Genomic DNA, 19,931 nt, shown 5'->3' with positions numbered 1-19,931 from the left:
GGTTTATTTTTTGGAATTGGATTTAGCACTTATCTCTTTAGGCGAGAGAGTTTTGCTTGGGGTATATCAAAACAATTTTTTATGCACTTCTTACACTTCCAAATCAAAAACAAGCGAAGCTTTAGTGGAGGTTTTTTCGCAATTATTCAAAGATTTTAAAAACCCTACTTTACCGGCGATTAAAGGGGTTTATTACGCTAAAGGGCCAGGGAGTTTCACTAGCCTAAAGCTCACGCATGTTTTCTTACACACTTTGGCTTTAATCCATGACTTTGAACTCTATTCAACCACAGGCTTTGATTTTAACGACAACACGCCCATTTTGGCGTATGCCAATAAATACTTTGTTTCAAAAGAAAGGGAAAGCTTAACCGATTTTAAGGATTTGAAAATTGCGCCAAAAGATTTCATGCTGCCCTCTTTTTTAGAGAAAGACAAATTTACCCAATTGAACACGCCGTTTTACATTTTGCCTCCTATTTAGTGTATAATGCTAGTTTTAAAAATGAAAGGGTATCAACAATAGGGGTTTAAAATTTGGTAGTGAGTGTTCCTGCAACAAGTGCGAATTTAGGCCCCGGTTTTGATTGCTTGGGTTTGAGTTTGAATTTACGCAATCGTTTTTTTATTGAGCCTAGCAGCTTCCATGCGGTGAAATTGGTTGGGGAGGGTGAAGGGATCCCTAAGTTTTTAACCAACAATATTTTCACTAAAGTGTTTTATGAGATTTTAAAAAAGCATGGGAATGACGGCTCGTTTAAATTTTTATTGCATAATAAAGTCCCTATTACAAGGGGCATGGGGTCTAGCTCGGCGATGATTGTGGGGGCGGTCGCTTCAGCGTTTGCGTTTTTAGGGTTTGCTTTTGATAGAGAAAACATTGTCAATACCGCTCTAATTTATGAAAACCACCCGGATAATATCACCCCGGCGGTGTTTGGGGGGTATAATGCAGCGTTTGTGGAAAAAAAGAAAGTGATAAGTTTAAAAACCAAAATCCCCTCTTTTTTAAAAGCGGTGATGGTGATCCCTAATAGGGCCATTTCCACCAAGCAATCGCGCCATCTCTTGCCCAAGCGTTACAGCGTGCAAGAAAGCGTGTTTAACCTTTCGCATGCGAGTTTGATGACGATGGCGATTGTGCAGGGGAAGTGGGATTTATTGCGTTGTTGTTCTAAAGACAGGATGCATCAATATAAGCGCATGCAAACTTACCCCGTGTTGTTTGCGATCCAAAAGCTCGCTTTAGAAAATAACGCCCTAATGAGCACGCTTTCAGGGAGCGGTTCGTCGTTTTTTAACATGTGTTATGAAGAGGACGCCCCTAAATTAAAGCAGGTTTTGAGCAAGAAATTCCCTAAATTTAGGGTAGCGGTTTTAGATTTTGATAATGATGGGGTTCTTATTGAGAAAGACTGAAATTAAAATCCGCATGTGTGTGGCGTGCAGAATGCGCCAACCTCAAAAGGATTTGTTGCGTTTGAAAAGCTTTGACAATCAAATCATGGAGTTTGATGGCAAAGGCCGTAGTTTTTATGTGTGTGGAAATTGTTTGAAAAATGGAGAAAAAAAGTTGTTGAAAGCGGTTTCAAAAATAAAGAACGCCCCAAAAGATACCAAAAATATCATTACTTGGATTAAGGAGAGAAGCATAGCATGAGTGGTATGGTTGATTTAAAAGAATTTTTAGCCGAGCTTGGTAAGACCCAAAAAGAGCTTAAAAATGTGATCGAGCAAGCCAAAGATATTGGTTTAGAGCTTAAGACAAATTCTAAAATGACCCCAGAGCAAGCCGGCAAGCTATACAAATACATTGTGGATGGCATTAAAGAACAAATACAAGCTAATCAACCCGCTAAAAATCCTGAACAAGACAATAAAGACGATTTGAATACAGCCGTAGCGTCTAAATCTCTTAACAAAAAGGTTTCTAAAACGCCTAAAAAAGAAGAAACAAAAAGCCAGCCAAAGCCCAAAAAAACTAAAGAAAAGAAAAAAGAAGCTCCCACGCCCATTGCTAAAAAGAAGGGAGGGATAGAGATTGTCAACACTTTTGAAAACCAAACGCCCCCTGTAGAAAACACCCCTAAAGCGGTTAGCCACTCTCAAATAGAAAAAGCCAAGCAAAAACTCCAAGAAATCCAAAAAAGCCGAGAAGCCCTAAATAAGCTCACCCAAAGCAACGCTAACAACGCTAACAGCACCAATAACACTAACAACGCTAAAAAAGAAATCAGCGAAGTTAAAAAGCAAGAGCAAGAGATCAAACGCCATGAAAACATTAAAAGACGCACCGGTTTTAGGGTGATTAAACGCAACGATGAAGTAGAAAATGAAATTGAAAACAGCGTAACAGAAAGCAAAAAACCCACTCAAAGCGCGGCGGCTATTTTTGAAGACATTAAAAAAGAATGGCAAGAAAAAGACAAACAAGAGGCTAAAAAAGCCAAAAAACCCAGTAAGCCCAAAGCCACCCCCACCGCCAAAAACAACAAATCCCATAAAATTGATTTTAGCGATGCGAGGGATTTTAAGGGCAATGATATTTATGATGATGAAACCGATGAAATCTTATTGTTTGATTTGCATGAACAGGATAATCTCAACAAGGAAGAAGAAGAAAAAGAAATCCGCCAAAACATCAACGACAGGGTGCGCGTCCAAAGAAAAAACCCTTGGATGAATGAAAGCGGGATCAAACGACAATCCAAAAAAAAGCGTGCATTCCGTAACGATAACAGCCAAAAAGTGATCCAAAGCGCGATTGCAATCCCTGAAGAAGTGCGCGTCTATGAATTCGCGCAAAAAGCGAATTTGAATTTGGCTGATGTGATTAAAACCCTCTTTAATTTAGGGCTTATGGTAACTAAAAACGACTTTTTGGATAAGGATAGCATAGAAATTTTAGCCGAAGAGTTCCATTTAGAAATTTCTGTTCAAAACACTTTAGAAGAATTTGAAGTAGAAGAAGTGCTAGAAGGGGTGAAAAAAGAGCGCCCGCCTGTGGTGACTATCATGGGGCATGTGGATCATGGTAAAACTTCACTATTAGATAAAATCCGTGATAAAAGAGTCGCTCACACTGAAGCTGGGGGGATCACTCAGCACATTGGCGCTTACATGGTGGAAAAAAATGGCAAATGGGTGTCTTTCATTGACACCCCAGGGCATGAAGCTTTTAGCCAGATGCGTAATCGTGGGGCTCAAGTTACAGATATTGCAGTGATTGTGATAGCGGCTGATGATGGCGTGAAGCAACAGACTATTGAAGCTTTAGAGCATGCAAAGGCGGCTAATGTGCCTGTGATTTTTGCGATGAATAAAATGGATAAGCCTAATGTGAATCCGGACAAACTCAAAGCCGAATGCGCTGAGCTTGGTTATAACCCTGTGGATTGGGGCGGAGAGCATGAGTTTATCCCTGTTTCAGCTAAAACGGGCGATGGCATTGACAATCTGTTAGAAACCATTCTTATCCAAGCGGATATTATGGAATTAAAAGCCATAGAAGAGGGCAGTGCTAGAGCGGTTGTTTTAGAAGGAAGCGTGGAAAAAGGGCGTGGGGCAGTAGCCACTGTGATTGTCCAAAGCGGGACTTTGAGCGTGGGGGATAGCTTTTTTGCCGAAATGGCGTTTGGTAAAGTAAGAACGATGACTGACGATCAAGGCAAGAGCATTCAAAGTTTAAAACCCTCTATGGTGGCTCTCATCACAGGCTTGAGCGAAGTGCCGCCTGCAGGATCTGTTTTAATAGGGGTAGAAAACGATTCTATCGCGCGCTTGCAAGCTCAAAAGAGGGCGACTTATTTGCGCCAAAAAGCGTTGAGTAAAAGCACTAAAGTGTCTTTTGATGAGCTTTCAGAAATGGTCGCTAATAAGGAATTAAAAAACATTCCTATAGTCATTAAAGCGGATACGCAAGGAAGCCTAGAAGCCATTAAAAACAGCTTGTTAGAGCTTAATAACGAAGAAGTGGCGATTCAAGTGATCCACTCAGGGGTGGGGGCATTACTGAGAATGATTTGAGCCTGGTTTCTAGCAGTGAGCATGCCGTGATTTTAGGCTTTAACATCCGCCCCACCGGTAATGTGAAAAATAAGGCTAAAGAATACAATGTGAGCATCAAAACTTACACGGTGATTTATGCCTTGATTGAAGAAATGCGATCGCTGTTATTAGGCTTGATGAGTCCTATTATTGAAGAAGAGCATACCGGGCAAGCGGAAGTGAGAGAAACCTTTAATATCCCTAAAGTAGGCACGATAGCCGGGTGTGTGGTGAGTGATGGGGTGATCGCTCGTGGCATTAAGGCGCGTTTGATTAGAGATGGCGTGGTGGTTCATACCGGCGAAATCCTTTCTTTGAAACGCTTTAAAGATGATGTGAAGGAAGTTTCTAAGGGCTATGAGTGCGGAATCATGCTGGACAATTATAATGAGATTAAAGTGGGCGATGTGTTTGAAACCTATAAAGAAATCCATAAAAAAGAACTCTCTAATGAACGCTCATAAAGAACGCTTAGAATCCAATCTTTTAGAATTACTGCAAGAGGCTTTAGCGAGTTTGAATGATGGCGAGTTGAATTCTTTAAGCGTTACTAAAGTGGAATGCTCTAAAGGGAAGCACCACGCTTATGTGTTTGTGCTTTCATCAGATCATAAAATCCTTTCTAAATTGAAAAAAGCTGAGGGTTTGATTAGGCAATTTGTTTTGCAGGCGAGCGGGTGGTTTAAATGCCCAAAACTCAGTTTTGTTTCAGACAACAGCTTAGAAAAGCAACTCCGCCTAGACGCCATATTCAATGAAATCGCTAAAGGGAAAGATAATGACTAAAAAAATAGAAGAGAAAATAGAGGGCGTGATTGAAAGCTTGGGATACTTGCTTTATGATGTGAGTTTGGTTAAAGAAAACGAGCAGCATGTTTTAAGGGTGAGCCTTAAAAACCCTAATGGGGCGGTTAGCTTGGACATTTGCCAACAAGTGAGCGAGGTGATTTCGCCCTTATTAGATGTGTGCGATTTTATCCAAGACGCTTATATTTTGGAAGTGAGCTCTATGGGGTTAGAAAGAGTGCTTAAAACCCCCAAACACTTCAAGCTTTCTTTAGGCGAAAAAGTGGGAGTCAAACTCACAAATAAAGAAAGCTTTCAAGCCGTCCTTAAAGACGCTAACGATTTGAGCGCGGATTTTGAATTAGAGGATCACGCTATCAAAAGCGTGGAGTATAAAGATTTAAAGAAAGTTAAAACGCTTTTTGAGTGGTGAAATAACGCGAGCGGTAGGCGTTCTTACGATTTATGAGAAATTACCGCTTGATTGAAATTGGCTCTTGTTATTTGGCTAAAAAACGCCAAAAAGCATTTTTGAGATTTTACTCCTCCATTTGAACGATACTCATTATTTCTTTAACCACATTCACATCTTCTAGCGTGCTTAAATCTTGAGTGATGGGCTCCTTTTTGGCGATAGATTTCAAAAGCCTTCTCATGATTTTCCCGCTCCTGGTTTTAGGTAAACCCGGCACATACATGACATTGTCTAATTTCGCGATCTTTCCAATCTCAACGGATAAGATATGATTCATTTCTTTTAACAATTCTAAACTCTCGCCAAGATTGCATTTAGCCCCATCGCACAGCACCACAAACGCAAACAAGCCCTCTCCTTTAATCGTATCAGGGATACCCACTACCGCGCATTCAGCCACCATTTCATGTTTAGAAATAGCGCTCTCCACTTCAGCCGTGCCAATCCTATGCCCGCTCACATTCACAATATCATCTGTGCGCCCAATAATAGTGATGTATCCGTTTTCATCCACGATAGCGCCATCTCCAGAGAGGTAGACATATTCCCCATTCAACTTGATCTGAGAAAAATAGCTATCAATGTATCGTTTTTCATCGCCCCAAATGTTTCTTACCATAGAAGGCCATGGCTTAGTGATGCATAAAAACCCTTGCTCTCCGGGCTTTGTTTTAGTGCCATCTTCGTTTAAAACTTCTGCATGGATGCCAGGCAAAGGTAAAGTTGCACAACTGGCCCTTATAGGCGTAGCTCCCGGTAAAGGGCTGATAATATGCCCGCCTGTTTCTGTCTGCCACCAAGTATCCACGATACTGCATTTTGAATTGCCGATTTTTTCATAAAACCATTTCCATGCCGTAGGGTTAATGGGCTCTCCCACCGTTCCTAAAACTTTGAGCGATTCTAAATTATACTTTAAGGGTTCGTTTTCGCCTTTAGCATGCAGCATTCTTATAGCGGTGGGGGAAGTGTAGAATTTATCCACGCGGTATTCTTCTATCATCCTCCACCATCTCCCATAATCCGGATAAGACATCGTGCCTTCTAGTATCAAAGTCGTCGCCCCGCAAGCTAAAGGCCCATAAACCACATAAGTGTGCCCTGTGATCCAGCCAATATCAGCGGTGCACCAAAAATTATCGTTATCTCTAATATCAAAAACCCACTCCATCGTCATTTGTGCCCATAGCAAATACCCTGCACTGCTGTGTTGAATGCCTTTAGGCTTTCCGGTTGATCCGCTTGTATAGAGCAAGAATAAAGGATCTTCAGAGTCCATCATTTCAGGTTCGCATTTATCGGATTGGTAATGGACCATTTCATTATAGACAAAATCGCGCCCTCTCACATAGTCAATCTCTCTGGCGTTTCGTATCACAATGAGCGCTTTTTCCACGCTAGGGCAGGCGTTATTTTCTAGAGCCTTGTCAAGGGCTGGTTTGAGCATGTAAGGTTTGCCTTTTCTAAAAGTCCCGTCCGCTGTGATAACTAATTTGGCTTGAGCGTCGTTGATCCTATCCCTTAAGGCTTCAGGGCTAAACCCAGCAAAAACGATGCTATGGATCGCTCCAATCCTAGCGCATGCGAGCATCATATAAACGCTTTCTACAATCATAGGCATATAGATAATGACCCTGTCGCCTTTTTTGACATTGAATTCGTTTTTTAAAAGGTTGGCTGTTTTATTGACTTCAGAGTGGAGTTTTCTGTAAGTGATGACATTATAATCCCCCATTTCCCCTTCAAAAATGATCGCCACTTTATTTTTTTTGTCTTTTAAATGCCTGTCTATGCAATTGTAAGAAACATTGATTTTGCCGTTTTCAAACCATTTGAAAAAAGGGGCGTTATCGCTGTTTAAAACCTTATCAAAAGGTTTAAACCATGTGAGTTTTTGCTTGGCTAACTCGCCCCAAAAATGTTCATAATCTTCATTGGCTTCATGCACTAAATCCTTATATTCGCACATGTTTTTAATCCTAGCTTGCTTGGCAAACGCTCTGTTAGGGTTAAAGACTTTTGTAACGAATTCTAAATCTTCGTCTAATTGCATTATATCTCCTTTCTATGGCTTTAAGCGCATTTTTTATTATTGTATCCAAACTCACACTCTTTTAAAGGGAGGGATACTTTTCTCTTTCTGTGGGGGTTGAGACTGATAAAAAAGGAAACAATAGCAAGATGAAACCTAAAGGGTGTATTAGCGTTAATATGCTAATATAGCCAAAACATTATGACTACAAAAAGGGTGGTATGCTGATCTCTATAGCGTTTTTATTGGTTTTATGTCTTTTGAATTATAGTTCTTTTAGGATATTAAAATCGTTTTTAACCTTAAAAAAAATCTCTCAATACGCTTATTTGGGGTTTTTTATCCTTTTGAGCGCGGGTGAGGCGGCTTTTGCTTTTTATAGAAATGCTATGCCTAGCCATTTGTTTGTTTTGACTTCGGCGTGTTCGTTTGTATCTTTTATTATTTTTATCCTTTCTTTAAGTTTTTACGGGTTTTCTTACTCCATAGAAAAAATAGATTTTTTGCACTCAAGGCGTAAAAGTTTAAAAAACTTTTTAAAATTGGGGTTTTATCTGGCGTTATTAGGGTATTTTTGGCGTGGCTTTTATGAAGGGTTGGCCCGCCCTAAAATCAAAGAAACCCCTATTTATTTGGATAAGCTGGATAAAGAATTAAAGATTATTTTACTCACAGACATGCATGTGGGGAGTTTGTTGCAAAAAGATTTTGTTGATTACATTGTAGAAGAAGTCAATCAAAAAGAAGTGGATATGGTGCTGATTGGGGGGGATTTAGTGGATGAAAGCATTGAAAAAGTCAAATCTTTTTTACTGCCCTTAAACAACCTTAAAAGCACGCATGGCACTTTTTATGTGCCAGGAAATCATGAGTATTATCATGGCATAGAGCCGATTTTATCGTTTCTTGAAACTTTAAATTTGACGATTTTGGGGAATGAGTGCGTGCATTTAGGGGGGATCAATTTGTGCGGTGTGTATGATTATTTCGCAAGGAAGCATCAAAATTTTGCCCCTGATATTGACAAAGCTTTAAAAAAACGCAATGAGAGTAAGCCTACGATCCTTTTAGCCCACCAGCCCAAACAAATTAGAAGCCTCAAAGAAAGCCACTCTGTAGATTTAGTGCTTTCAGGGCATACCCATGCAGGGCAAATCTTTCCTTTTAGCCTTTTAGTCAAGTTAGCGCAAACCTATTTACATGGTTTATACAAGCACAGCCCCACCACTCAAATTTATGTGAGCAGTGGGGCAGGGTATTGGGGGATTCCTTTAAGGTTTTTAGCCCCTAGCGAGATCGCATACCTTAGGCTTTTACCTAAAAATCAAGCTTAGTCAAACAAAATCTTAAAATCGTAATCAAGCGGTTAAAAATAAGAATTAAAACAAGGAGTTAAAAAACAACCGCCAAGACAAAGGGAAAGGAGGGGGAGGTGACCCTTTAATCTTAGCGGTGCCAACCAAACCATAAGGAATGGTTGGATTTGTGATTATACAATAAAATGGTGGTTTTTAGCAAATGATTTTAAAAATTATCCATAAAAACGCTCAAAGGCATTTTTTACAACCAATAATCAAGGGCTTGATTTTAATCAAGCGATAACTTTTATTAATATTTTCTTAAACTAATTTAAAATTATGATATAATCAGTGCTTGAATTACTCTTAAATGCAGGAGTCATACACCATGCGCGTTCTACTGATTGAAAAAAATTCTGTTTTGGGTGGAGAAATTGAAAAGGGCTTAAATGTTAAAGGCTTTATGGCTGATGTAACAGAGAGTTTAGAGGATGGGGAATATCTTATGGATATTAGGAATTACGACTTGGTTATGGTTAGCGATAAAAACGCTTTAAGTTTTGTTTCTAGAATCAAGGAAAAGCATTCTTCTATTGTTGTTTTAGTTTCTTCTGATAACCCTACAAGCGAAGAAGAAGTCCATGCGTTTGAGCAGGGCGCGGACGATTATATCGCTAAGCCTTATCGCAGCATTAAGGCTTTAGTCGCAAGGATTGAGGCTCGTTTGAGGTTTTGGGGTTCTAATGTGATTGAAATTGGGGATTTGACCATTAGCCCTGATGAAGAAAAGATTATTTACAAGGGGCGTGAAGTTGAAGTTAAAGGAAAGCCTTTTGAAGTGCTTACCCATCTTGCCAGACATAGGGATCAAATCGTCTCCAAAGAACAGCTTTTAGACGCTATTTGGGAAGAGCCTGAAATGGTTACCCCTAATGTGATTGAAGTGGCTATCAATCAAATCCGCCAAAAAATGGATAAACCCTTGGGGATTTCCACGGTTGAAACCGTAAGGCGCAGAGGCTATCGTTTTTGCTACCCCAAACCGGCGTGTGAAGAATAAATTCTTTTTGCTAAAAAATAGATTAGAATGAGGGTGTGAAGCGGGTAAAGTCAAATATTTTAATAGCGATAATAGAGACACTTATATCATGCTGGTGTTTAGCTAGGAGCGTGATCATTTTATCTGCGATTAGTAGGGTATTTTGGTTAAAAAAACACTCAAATAAATTCGTATCAATTCATGGATTTAAATATTTATCAAAATACAAACTTTGGCTCTGTTTTCATTAGATATTGAAAAAGTCTTATTTTTGTGGGATTTTTATGGGATACAAGAAAAATACACAAAGAAAACGCTAGCTAAACTCTAGCTTGCACTAAAATTTTAGTATAGTGGCGTTGTGAGAGCCATTAAAACTATGATTGCTAATAGTAGTTTCATAGTTGGTCATCTTCTTTTTAAGATAGCCGCTCACTATACCCCAAACCCTAACATGCTCCAAATACCCGCAACAAAAAACAATAAAATAGAGAGATAACTTAAAATGATTATTTGCGTTGGCGTGATGATAATTTAAAAAACCTAAAAATACTAAAAAAGCGTTTTTTACAATCAAATGATTAAGAGAGCTTGATTTTAATCAAGCGATAGTTTTTTAAAAAAGCGGTTTTTTGGGGTTAGGGGAATAGTTTTTAAAATACCCCTCATTCCCTTAAGAAAATGAGTTTTTGCTATAAAACGATAGAATGAAAATTTTTAAACCTTATCAAAAAGAGTTTTTAAACTCTTGTTAGTTTTTGTTAGTTTTTTCTAAACAGATTAGTCTTAAGCGTTATTGAAGATTTCTTCAATTTGTTCTTTAATGTCCCTATAATTGAAACTCTCCCTAAAGCCATCAATCTTGCCTCCGCTCGCATTCCTATGCCCGCCCCCATTAAAACACATTTGACTGAGTTCGCACACATCGCAATTCCCATTCGCCCTTAAGCTCACATTCCCTTTAGCGTTCACATCTATATAAAAATCAAAATCCGGATTTTGCGTTAAAAAAAGATTAGCCAACACGCTAATACCCCCATAGAATAACTTAAAAACCCTTTTTTATCCTGGTAATAAACGCTGCAATCATGCTTTTTTAAAGAGAGCAAATGCGTTTGCGCGTTTGAAGAAATATTGTCCATCGTTTCTGTATCAGGGTCGCCCCCTAAAGCGATTTTTTTAAGCCTGAACAAATCGTTATCATAGGCTACAGGGGCATTTTCTAAAAACAAATAGTTTTTAACTTCTTCTAAAAGCTTTAATTTATAATCGCGGTTCTCATCATCAAACATGAAACGATTCAATTCAGAGCTTTGGTTAATCATGCGCATACACACCTTGCCTAATTCAAAGCCATAACCCTGCGTGTCCCAAATATCCACAGAATTGACCATTTCCACCAAAGGCTCTAGCCATGTTGTGTTTTTTGGCTCTAAAAGAGCGTAATGCTTTTTTAAAAATTCATACACGATTTTAGTCGCGCAACGGTTCGTGTCTAAAAAATACCAATGGAAACTTTCAGCCACTTCCTTACCGCTGATATGGTGATCCAAAAGCTGGATTTGAATGTTTTTATTTTGCAAGCGGTGTTCTTGGATTTTATCTTGCAAATACTCTGCTTCGTTTAAATTCAAATTCAAATCGCTAACCAAAATAAGGAATTCACTCTCTTTAGATTGAGCGATTGCGTTTAGAATTTCATAAATTCTCGCTGAGACTTCACGCCCGTAATTAGCGTTATAGCATTGGATATTTTTAAAAAATTGTTTTGAAACAAGCTGGCATGCATAGCCGTCTAAATCAATGTGTGAAAGGTGGTAAACTTGCATCATTCTCCTTTTTTATCAATTATTTATCCATTAAAAGTTAATATGGATCGTGCCTAAGGCTTCAAAATTAGAGTTAGGATCTAATTCCGCATGGCTTAGCACGACCACATCAATCCTGGCCTGCTCCATTTGATTAGAAAGAGCTTTTCTTAAATTAGGCTCTACGATCAAAATCACCGGAGCGATCCCTTTTTGCAAGACTTTCATGGCCTCTTCAGAAACCCCTTCAATGAGTTTTTGCAATTCGCCCACATTGAGTAGCAAGCTCTTAGAAGTGCCATTTTCTCGCAATTTATTCAGCAAAAATTGTTCGCTATCGGTAGAAAAGGTTAAAAATTTCAAACGCCCGTCTTCAGATTTAAAAGCGTTAGTGATCACCCTAGAAAGCCTTGCTCTCACTTGTTCGGTTAAGATATTCACATCGTTTTGAACCAATGGGGCAATATCGGTAATCGTTTCTAAAATAGTGAGCATGTCTTTAATGGGGATTTTTTCATGCAACAAGGCTTGCAAGACTGATCGGATCGCACCGGTGGGGATTTTTTTACTCTCTTCTACAATCGTAGGATAGTCTTTAGCCAAGCGCTCTAAAAGGGATTTCACTTCGTCTTTAGTGATAAAATCTTCAGCGTATTTTTTCACTAATTCGCTGGTGTGTGTCGCAATAACGGTGCTTGGATCAATAATGGTATAGCCTTGAATAATGGCTTCTTCTTTATTTTTGGTTTCAATCCATAAAGCGTCCATTCCAAAAGCTGGCTCTTTAGTAGGAATGCCTTCAATCTCTTTATTCACAAAACCGGTATTCATGGCTAAAAACTTATCTGGCATCACCATGCCCTCACCAATCACAATGCCTTTAAGCTTGATTTCATAATGCGTTGGGGGGAGTTGCAAATTATCCCTGATCCGGATTTGAGGCATCAAAAAACCATAATCGCTCGCTATCTTTTTTCTAATGCCCCTAATCCTTTCTAACAAATCGCCCCCTTGTTTCATGTCCGCAAGACTGATGAGCTGATAGCCTAAAGCCAATTCTAAAAATTCAATCTTTAACACTTCATCAATCGCTTGTTCTTCTTCTCTTTTAAGCTCTTCTTGGGTTTTAGCCCTTGTGGTTTGGGTGTGGGGTTTGATTTTAGAGCTGTGGGGTTTTTCGCTCAAATCCAAGCCGAATTTTTGACTCAAATAATTTTCTAATTTAGTGAGCAACCCGTCTTTTCCCTCCCTGCTAATCAGCCATGCGATGAACAAAAAGAGAGTCCCTACAAACGCTAAAGAAAAGGTAGGGAGTCCAGGAATGGTTGCAAAAAGCAATAAAATCGCCCCCACAATCACTAAGGTTTTGCTTTTATTGGTGAGCTGTGTGATGAGTTTGGAAGCAAAGTCCTCTTCTTCGTTTTGCGTGGTGCGAGTGGCGACAATACCGGTCGCTGTCGCAATGATTAAGGCAGGGATTTGCCCTACAAGCCCATCGCCAATGGTTAAGATAGTGAAAGTGCTAGCGCTAAAGCTCAAGCTCATATCCCTTTGAAACACGCCCACTAAAAACCCTCCAATGATATTGATAAGCGTGATGATGATAGAAGCGATCGCATCGCCTTTGACAAATTTAGACGCGCCATCCATCGCGCCATAAAAATCCGCTTCTTGGCTTAGAGCGGCGCGTCGTTTTTTAGCTTCCTTATCATCAATAAGCCCTGAATTTAAATCCGCATCAATCGCCATTTGCTTTCCTGGCATAGCGTCTAGAGCGAATCGCGCCCTTACTTCAGTAACCCTAGTAGAGCCATTAGTAACCACTAATAAATTCACCAGCACTAAAATACTAAAGATAATAGCCCCAATCACATAATTCCCGCTCACGCTAAATTCCCCAAACGCTGTGATAATATCGCTCACCGCACTAGGCCCTTTATAGCCTTGCGTTAAAATCATTCTGGTCGTGGCGACATTTAAAGCCAAGCGGTACAAGGTTACAATGAGCAATAAAGTGGGGAAAGCGCTAAAATCAGTCGGTTTGTCAATATAAAGCCCGATTAAAATAATCAACACCGATAGCGCGATAGAAATCGTGAGTAAAAAATCCAACACAAAAGGCGGTAACGGCACGATAATGATCGCTAAAATAGCTATCACAAAGACCACAAGGGCTAAGTCTTTGGATTGCAAGAAGCGTTTAAAGACGGGGAAAGTCTTTTTAAAAGCTAATTTGGAGCGTTCGTTTGCCATAATCTAAAATCAATGCCTTAAGGTAGGTGGTTTGTCTTTTTAGGCTTATTATAATATAAAGTTTAAGAGTATGACACAAAAAAGCTTATTTTACGCTATAATGCGATCTTTAAAATTATTACCAATTAGGAGGTCGTTATGGCTTTGAATCTGGAGAAAAAACAAGAAATCATTAAGGCGTTTGCCACTAAGCAAAACGATACGGGTTCTTGTGAGGTGCAAGTGGCGTTGTTGAATGAAAGGATCAGGCTTTTAACCGAGCATTTAAAAACTAACCCCAAAGATCATTCCAGTCGTTTAGGGCTTTTAAAATTAGTCGCTCAAAGACGCAACTTGTTGAAATACATCAAACGCACCGATCATGCGCGTTATGTGGTTTTGATTGAAAAGTTAGGCATTAAAGACAGATAATTTTATCGGTTTTAGGGCATGGCAAGTTTGTGTTGAAAGAGCGTTTAAAAGCCTTTTTTAGTGCGGATTCTGTCTTCACTTTAATTTTTGCCCTTTTCTTTCTCACTTCGTTTAAAAAGCCTTTAACGCAAGTCTTATTGATTGTTTTAATGGTTTTTTTGTTTTTTAGGTGTTATTTCCAAGCGTCTTTGAAAGAGATTTTTAGAATTAATCATCTAAAAACAATGCCTTTCAAATGGCTTACTCTGGCTTTTTTGGGCGTGTTTTTAAGCATCTTCCCTAACATGTTTAACATGCATGATAGCCAAACTTTCCGCTACAATTTATTTGCCCTAAACATGTCCTTAACTTATGCTTGCGGGGCGTTGTGCTTGCTTTTTGCCAGTTGTTTAAGAATCAAATTGAATCAAAAAATCCTTTTTTACAGCATGGCTGTTGCCAATTTCATCAACGGCTTGCTTTCATTGGTGCAAAAAATTTATTTTAACATGCCTAGAGCGCAAGGGTTTAGCACGGTTAAGGAGTATGTGGTTTTAGTGAACGTTTCCATTTTAGGCTGTTATATTTATGCGCTTTATTCGCAAAATCAAAAAGAGAAACTTTTTTTCACGCTTTCTGTTTTTGTGGGGTTTTTAGTCGTTATTTTAAGCGCTACAAGGAGCGCGACAATCGCTTTTATAGCTACTTTTTTAATCCTTTCTTGCTTTATTTTATACGCCAAAAAATCGCTCAAACCATTGGGTTATATGGTGGTTGTGAGTCTTATTTTGAGCGCTTTGTATATGGGGAGTAACGCTTTAGAAAAAAAGGGGGCAATAGAGCAATCTAGGGTTCAAAACCAAAGCTTTGAAGAAGATTTGAAACGCTACGCTAAAAAGGACGCTGATAGCAGTATCGGGTGGCGTTTGGAGCGCTGGAAAGAAGCCCTAACGGTTTTGCGTTTAAGGCCCTTTTTTGGTATGGCCGCTAGCGAGAAATGCCAGAGATTAGAAGAGATTTTGTCTTTATCAAAGTCTTATAGAGCCAAAGATTTGATTCTTTGTTATGAAAGATACGACAACCAAATCATTCATGTTCTAGCCACTAGGGGAATCATAGGCTTTTTAATCTGGCTCTTTTTTTTATTAGTCATTGTAAAGATTTTTTGGAGCGGGATAAAGCAAAACTCTTTAATCTCACTCTTTATATTAACGACTCTCACTTTTTATCTCGTTTTTGGTATCGGGTTTGACCCCTTTGATTTCTTCATTACGGGAAGTTTTTTTGTAGGAATGGTCATGATGGCTGTTTTTTTAAAAAAGGATAAAAGCGCTTTTTAGCATCAAAGGGTTTAATGCTAGTCAAGCGGTAGTTTCTTGTGATGTGCTCTTAGGGGGATTTAAGGGGTAAGATAAAAACTTATGCTATAATGCGATCTCATTCCATATTAAACAAGGAGAAATCAACAATGAAAATTTTAGTGATTCAAGGGCCTAATTTAAACATGTTAGGACACAGAGACCCAAGACTTTATGGCATGGTAACCTTAGACCAAATCCATGAAATCATGCAAACTTTCGTGAAGCAAGGCAATTTAGATGTGGAATTAGAGTTTTTTCAAACCAATTTTGAGGGCGAAATCATTGATAAAATTCAAGAGAGCGTGGGCAGCGATTATGAAGGGATTATCATTAACCCTGGAGCGTTTTCGCACACTTCTATTGCGATTGCTGATGCGATCATGCTAGCGGGCAAGCCCGTTATTGAAGTGCATCTCACTAACATTCAAGCCAGAGAAGAATTCAGGAAAAATTCTTACACTGGAGCGGCTTGTGGGGGCGTGATCATGGGATTTGGCCCGCTTGGTTACAACATGGCTTTAATGGCGATGGTCAATATTTTAGCCGAAATGAAAGCGTTCCAAGAAGCCCAACAAAACAACCCTAATAACCCCATTAACAACCAAAAATAAAAGGGGGCTATTGATGAGAGAATTAGAAAGAGACGCCCATTTCACGCTCAATGAAAATGCGATGTTTTTTGAATGCGCTTATAGTTGCGATAACGCTTTGTTTTTGCAATTAGACGATCGCTCGTTTTTTATCACTGATTCTCGCTACACCCAAGAAGCTAAAGAAAGCGTTCAGCCTAAAAAGGGCGTTTTAGCGGAAGTGATAGAGTCTAGCGATTTAGTCCAAAGCGCGATTGATTTGATTGCAAAGAGTTCGGTTAAAAAGCTCTTTTTTGACCCCAATCAAGTGAATTTACAAACCTACAAGCGTTTAAATTCAGCGCTTGGGGATAAGGTTACTTTAGAGGGCGTGCCTAGTTACCACCGCCAAAAACGCATCATTAAAAACGATCATGAAATCCAACTTCTCAAAAAATCTCAAGCGCTGAATGTTGAAGCTTTTGAAAATTTTGCTGAGTATGTGAAAAAGGTTTTTGATGAAAAAGAGTCGTTGAGCGAGCGGTATTTGCAACATAAGGTTAAGGACTTTTTGACTAAAGAGGGGGTTTATGATCTGAGTTTTGAGCCTATTTTAGCCTTGAATGCGAACGCGAGCAAGCCCCATGCTTTGCCTAGCGCGAAGGATTTTTTAAAAGCGGAGCATAGCATTCTTTTAGATATGGGGATCAAATACGAACGCTATTGCTCTGATCGGACTCGCACGGCTTTTTTTAACCCTAAAGATTTTGTCTTCACAAGAGAGCAGAGTTTCAAGGATAAAGAGCGTCAAAAGATTTATGACATTGTGAAAGAAGCGCAAGAAAAGGCTATTTCAGGCATTAGAGCGGGCATGACCGGTAAAGAAGCGGACAGCTTGGCTAGGGGAGTGATTAGCGATCATGGTTATGGGCAATACTTCACTCACAGCACCGGGCATGGCATTGGCTTAGACATTCATGAGCTTCCCTATATTTCATCGCGCAGCGAAACCATTTTAGAAGAGGGCATGGTGTTTTCTGTAGAGCCTGGGATTTATATCCCTGGATTTTTGGGGTGCGCATTGAAGATTTAGTGGTGATCAAAAATTCTAGGGCTGAGCTTTTGTGATGCGAGAGATCCTTACTAGCCGCTTTTTCCCTAGCCTTTTTAAAAAAAGGCTTGATTTTTCTAACAGGGTGGTTTTAGGGCTGGGATCTAATCTTAAAAATCCTTTAAAAATATTAAAAAATTGTTTTTTATACTTTAAAAATCATAGTAGAATCGGGAAAATTTTTTCTTCGCCTGTTTATATCAACCCGCCTTTTGGTTACACGAAGCAACCTAACTTTTATAACGCTACGATTATCCTTAAAACATCTTTAAGTTTGCGCCATTTTTTCGCTCTGGTTTTTTATATAGAAAGGCGTTTTGGGCGCCAAAGGAAGCGCGATTTTAAAGACGCTCCAAGAACTTTAGACATTGATATTATCGCTTTCAATCAAGTCATTTTAAGACAAAACGATCTGACTTTACCTCATCCTAAATGGAGTGAAAGGGATTCGGTATTAGTGCCGTTGGCTTTGCAACAAATTCTTTTTAAAAAAGGGGAGTGGTGAAATTCTATACCTATAGTGGGGAGACGGCCGCTGAAGCTTTAAAGATCGCTCAAAGCCACCATGGGGTGGATACGCTGGTGTTTAAAACCCAAGAAATCCGTAAAAAAACGCTCACTTCTTCTGGGCTTTATGAAATCGTTGTGGCGGTTGAAGAAGAAAGCGAAAACAAACCTCCTAAAGCCCCCTTATTCCAGAAAGTTTGTATGATGAAGAATTGAATGAAGAAGATGTAGTCATGCAGCTTTCAAGCACTGTAGAAGAAATGCGCAAACTCGCCGGGGTTTCATCCAGTCAGCGCAACTATAGTTTTTCAAAAAATAAGACCCTTTTAGAAAAAGACGCTCCATTAGAGGATACGCCTTTAGAGGCTAACCAACAAGACGCTTTATTGCAAGCTTTAAAAGATGAAGCCAACCATAAAAAAGAAAGAGAAAAAAGAGAAGTCAAACAAGAAGAAGAAATTAAAGACATCAATCTGCAATTAAGTAAAATCAGAGACAGCTTAAAACTCATTCAAAACATGTTTTGGGATGAGAAAAACCCTAATTCTATTAATATCCCTCAAGAATTTGCAGAAATTTACAAACTGGCCAAACAAAGCGGGATGAAATCCAGCCATTTAGATGAAATCATGCAATTGAGCTTGGAATTGATGCCTTTACGCATGCGGGAAAATTCCGTAACGATCAAGCGTTATTTTAGAGAAGTGTTGCGCAAAATGATCCTGTGCCGCCCTGAAGATTTGAATTTAAGGCAAAAACGCATTTTAATGCTTGTAGGACCAACAGGCGTGGGGAAAACGACGACTTTAGCTAAATTAGCCGCGCGCTATTCTAGAATGTTAGCTAAAAAATACAAGGTGGGCATTATCACTTTAGACAATTATCGTATTGGGGCTTTGGAGCAATTAAGTTGGTATGCTAATAAAATGAAAATGAGTATAGAAGCGGTGATTGACGCTAAAGATTTTGCTAAAGAAATTGAAGCTTTGGAATACTGCGATTTTATTTTAGTGGATACGACAGGGCATTCGCAATACGATAAGGAAAAAATTGCCGGTTTGAAGGAATTTATAGATGGGGGTTATAATATTGATGTGTCCTTAGTGCTTTCGGTTACCACTAAATACGAAGACATGAAAGACATTTATGATTCTTTTGGGGTGTTAGGGATTGACACTTTAATCTTTACGAAATTAGATGAGAGCAGGGGGCTAGGGAATTTGTTTTCTTTAGTGCATGAAAGCCAAAAGCCTATCAGTTATCTTTCTGTCGGGCAGGAAGTGCCTATGGATTTGAAAGTGGCTACTAATGAGTATTTAGTGGATTGCATGCTAGATGGCTTTAGTAACCCTAATAAGGAACAAGCATGAGTAATCAAGCGAGCCATTTGGATAATTTTATGAACGCTAAAAATCCCAAAAGTTTTTTTGATAATAAGGGGAATACCAAATTCATCGCTATCACAAGCGGTAAGGGGGGCGTGGGGAAATCCAACATTAGCGCTAATTTAGCTTATTCTTTATATAAGAAAGGTTATAAGGTAGGGGTGTTTGATGCGGATATTGGTTTAGCGAATTTAGATGTGATTTTTGGGGTGAAAACCCATAAAAATATCTTGCATGCCTTAAAGGGTGAAGCCAAATTGCAAGAAATCATTTGCGAGATTGAACCCGGGCTTTGCTTAATTCCCGGGGATAGTGGCGAAGAAATTTTAAAATACATTAGCGGCGCGGAAGCTTTAGATCAATTCGTGGATGAAGAGGGGGTTTTAAGCTCTTTGGATTATATTGTAGTTGATACAGGCGCTGGGATTGGAGCCACTACGCAAGCGTTTTTGAATGCGAGCGATTGCGTGGTGATTGTTACCACACCCGATCCTTCAGCGATTACCGATGCGTATGCATGCATTAAAATCAACTCCAAAAATAAAGACGAATTGTTCCTTATCGCTAACATGGTAGCCCAACCTAAAGAAGGCAGGGCGACTTATGAAAGGCTATTCAAGGTGGCTAAAAACAATATCGCTTCATTAGAATTGCACTATTTAGGGGCGATTGAAAACAGCTCCTTATTGAAACGCTATGTGAGGGAGCGCAAAATTTTGAGAAAAATAGCCCCTAATGATTTGTTTTCGCAATCCATTGATCAGATAGCGGGTCTTTTGGTTTCTAAATTAGAAACCGGTGCTTTAGAAATACCAAAAGAAGGTTTGAAAAGCTTTTTTAAAAGGCTTTTGAAGTATTTGGGGTAGACTG

General features: G+C 39.2%; 14 protein-coding genes and 4 pseudogenes. 15 read left to right on the top strand and 3 right to left on the bottom strand.

What is annotated here, in order from left to right:
- Nucleotides 1–10: 10 nt before the first annotated feature.
- The 6 genes and pseudogenes from D2C78_07000 to D2C78_06975 all read left to right on the top strand — a co-directional run bounded on the left by D2C78_07000 (nt 11) and on the right by D2C78_06975 (nt 5,266).
- Nucleotides 11–484, top strand: coding sequence for a tRNA threonylcarbamoyladenosine biosynthesis protein TsaB (locus D2C78_07000; protein ID QEF35610.1), 474 nt, complete (start codon nt 11–13; stop codon nt 482–484).
- 53 nt (nt 485–537) lie between these two features.
- Nucleotides 538–1,419 carry a homoserine kinase gene (locus D2C78_06995; protein QEF35609.1) on the top strand — a complete coding sequence of 294 codons (882 nt, stop codon included), beginning with the start codon at nt 538–540 and terminating at the stop codon, nt 1,417–1,419.
- A complete protein-coding gene (locus D2C78_06990) occupies nt 1,391–1,660 on the top strand; it encodes a YlxR family protein (GenBank protein ID QEF35608.1) in 270 nt (89 codons plus the stop codon). The genes D2C78_06995 and D2C78_06990 overlap by 29 nt, the downstream gene beginning before the upstream one ends.
- A pseudogene (locus D2C78_06985) lies at nt 1,657–4,511 on the top strand (translation initiation factor IF-2). The gene D2C78_06990 and the pseudogene D2C78_06985 overlap by 4 nt, the downstream one beginning before the upstream one ends.
- The gene (rbfA, locus tag D2C78_06980; protein QEF35607.1) at nt 4,498–4,833 is read left to right on the top strand and encodes a 30S ribosome-binding factor RbfA; all 336 of its coding nucleotides are present in this window, start codon (nt 4,498–4,500) and stop codon (nt 4,831–4,833) included. Before D2C78_06985 ends, rbfA begins: the two are co-directional and overlap by 14 nt.
- Nucleotides 4,826–5,266, top strand: coding sequence for a ribosome maturation factor RimP (locus tag D2C78_06975; GenBank protein QEF35606.1), 441 nt, complete (start codon nt 4,826–4,828; stop codon nt 5,264–5,266). Before rbfA ends, D2C78_06975 begins: the two co-directional genes overlap by 8 nt.
- A gap of 106 nt (nt 5,267–5,372) precedes the next feature.
- On the opposite strand, the gene acs is transcribed toward D2C78_06975, so the two are convergent.
- A complete protein-coding gene (gene acs / locus D2C78_06970; GenBank protein QEF35605.1) occupies nt 5,373–7,361 on the bottom strand; it encodes an acetate--CoA ligase in 1,989 nt (662 codons plus the stop codon).
- Between the two features lie 200 nt (nt 7,362–7,561).
- Between acs and D2C78_06965 the strand changes: the two genes are divergently transcribed.
- Together D2C78_06965 and D2C78_06960 are read left to right on the top strand one after the other, a co-directional pair.
- Nucleotides 7,562–8,674, top strand: a complete 1,113-nt coding sequence (locus D2C78_06965; protein QEF35604.1) for a metallophosphoesterase — start codon at nt 7,562–7,564, stop codon at nt 8,672–8,674.
- A gap of 352 nt (nt 8,675–9,026) precedes the next feature.
- Entirely contained in the window at nt 9,027–9,698 is a 672-nt protein-coding gene (locus tag D2C78_06960) for a DNA-binding response regulator (GenBank protein QEF35603.1), read from the top strand.
- Between the two features lie 765 nt (nt 9,699–10,463).
- On the opposite strand, the pseudogene D2C78_06955 reads toward D2C78_06960, so the two are convergent.
- Nucleotides 10,464–11,509: pseudogene (locus D2C78_06955) on the bottom strand (3',5'-cyclic-nucleotide phosphodiesterase).
- A gap of 27 nt (nt 11,510–11,536) precedes the next feature.
- Complete coding sequence (flhA, locus tag D2C78_06950; protein ID QEF35602.1) at nt 11,537–13,738, bottom strand: flagellar biosynthesis protein FlhA; 2,202 nt, start codon at nt 13,736–13,738, stop codon at nt 11,537–11,539.
- Between the two features lie 138 nt (nt 13,739–13,876).
- Between flhA and rpsO the strand changes: the two genes are divergently transcribed.
- From rpsO to D2C78_06915, 7 genes and pseudogenes are all read left to right on the top strand, one after another.
- A complete protein-coding gene (gene rpsO / locus D2C78_06945) occupies nt 13,877–14,149 on the top strand; it encodes a 30S ribosomal protein S15 (GenBank protein ID QEF35601.1) in 273 nt (90 codons plus the stop codon).
- Between the two features lie 29 nt (nt 14,150–14,178).
- Entirely contained in the window at nt 14,179–15,468 is a 1,290-nt protein-coding gene (locus D2C78_06940; GenBank protein ID QEF35600.1) for an O-antigen ligase family protein, read from the top strand.
- A 128-nt stretch (nt 15,469–15,596) separates the two neighbouring features.
- Entirely contained in the window at nt 15,597–16,100 is a 504-nt protein-coding gene (gene aroQ / locus D2C78_06935) for a type II 3-dehydroquinate dehydratase (protein QEF35599.1), read from the top strand.
- 13 nt (nt 16,101–16,113) lie between these two features.
- A pseudogene (locus tag D2C78_06930) lies at nt 16,114–17,186 on the top strand (aminopeptidase P family protein).
- Nucleotides 17,183–17,674, top strand: coding sequence for a 2-amino-4-hydroxy-6-hydroxymethyldihydropteridine diphosphokinase (gene folK / locus D2C78_06925; protein QEF35598.1), 492 nt, complete (start codon nt 17,183–17,185; stop codon nt 17,672–17,674). The pseudogene D2C78_06930 and the gene folK overlap by 4 nt, the downstream one beginning before the upstream one ends.
- Nucleotides 17,668–19,046, top strand: a pseudogene (gene flhF, locus D2C78_06920) (flagellar biosynthesis protein FlhF). The gene folK and the pseudogene flhF overlap by 7 nt, the downstream one beginning before the upstream one ends.
- Nucleotides 19,043–19,927 carry a MinD/ParA family protein gene (locus D2C78_06915; protein ID QEF35597.1) on the top strand — a complete coding sequence of 295 codons (885 nt, stop codon included), beginning with the start codon at nt 19,043–19,045 and terminating at the stop codon, nt 19,925–19,927. Before flhF ends, D2C78_06915 begins: the two are co-directional and overlap by 4 nt.
- Nucleotides 19,928–19,931 lie beyond the last annotated feature (4 nt).

The sequence above is a fragment of the Helicobacter pylori genome, assembly GCA_008032935.1.
Taxonomy (GTDB): Bacteria; Campylobacterota; Campylobacteria; order Campylobacterales; family Helicobacteraceae; genus Helicobacter; species Helicobacter pylori_CX.
This window is presented reverse-complemented; position numbering and strand designations above follow the sequence as displayed.

What these genes read in the sequence shown, in the direction of transcription:
- flhA (QEF35602.1), bottom strand. Translation starts at nt 13,738, where the DNA reads ATGGCAAACGAACGCTCCAAATTAGCTTTTAAAAAGACTTTCCCCGTC.
- D2C78_06915 (QEF35597.1), top strand. Translation starts at nt 19,043, where the DNA reads ATGAGTAATCAAGCGAGCCATTTGGATAATTTTATGAACGCTAAAAAT.
- rpsO (QEF35601.1), top strand. Translation starts at nt 13,877, where the DNA reads ATGGCTTTGAATCTGGAGAAAAAACAAGAAATCATTAAGGCGTTTGCC.
- D2C78_06960 (QEF35603.1), top strand. Translation starts at nt 9,027, where the DNA reads ATGCGCGTTCTACTGATTGAAAAAAATTCTGTTTTGGGTGGAGAAATT.
- rbfA (QEF35607.1), top strand. Translation starts at nt 4,498, where the DNA reads ATGAACGCTCATAAAGAACGCTTAGAATCCAATCTTTTAGAATTACTG.
- acs (QEF35605.1), bottom strand. Translation starts at nt 7,361, where the DNA reads ATGCAATTAGACGAAGATTTAGAATTCGTTACAAAAGTCTTTAACCCT.
- D2C78_06990 (QEF35608.1), top strand. Translation starts at nt 1,391, where the DNA reads ATGATGGGGTTCTTATTGAGAAAGACTGAAATTAAAATCCGCATGTGT.
- aroQ (QEF35599.1), top strand. Translation starts at nt 15,597, where the DNA reads ATGAAAATTTTAGTGATTCAAGGGCCTAATTTAAACATGTTAGGACAC.
- D2C78_06975 (QEF35606.1), top strand. Translation starts at nt 4,826, where the DNA reads ATGACTAAAAAAATAGAAGAGAAAATAGAGGGCGTGATTGAAAGCTTG.
- D2C78_06965 (QEF35604.1), top strand. Translation starts at nt 7,562, where the DNA reads ATGCTGATCTCTATAGCGTTTTTATTGGTTTTATGTCTTTTGAATTAT.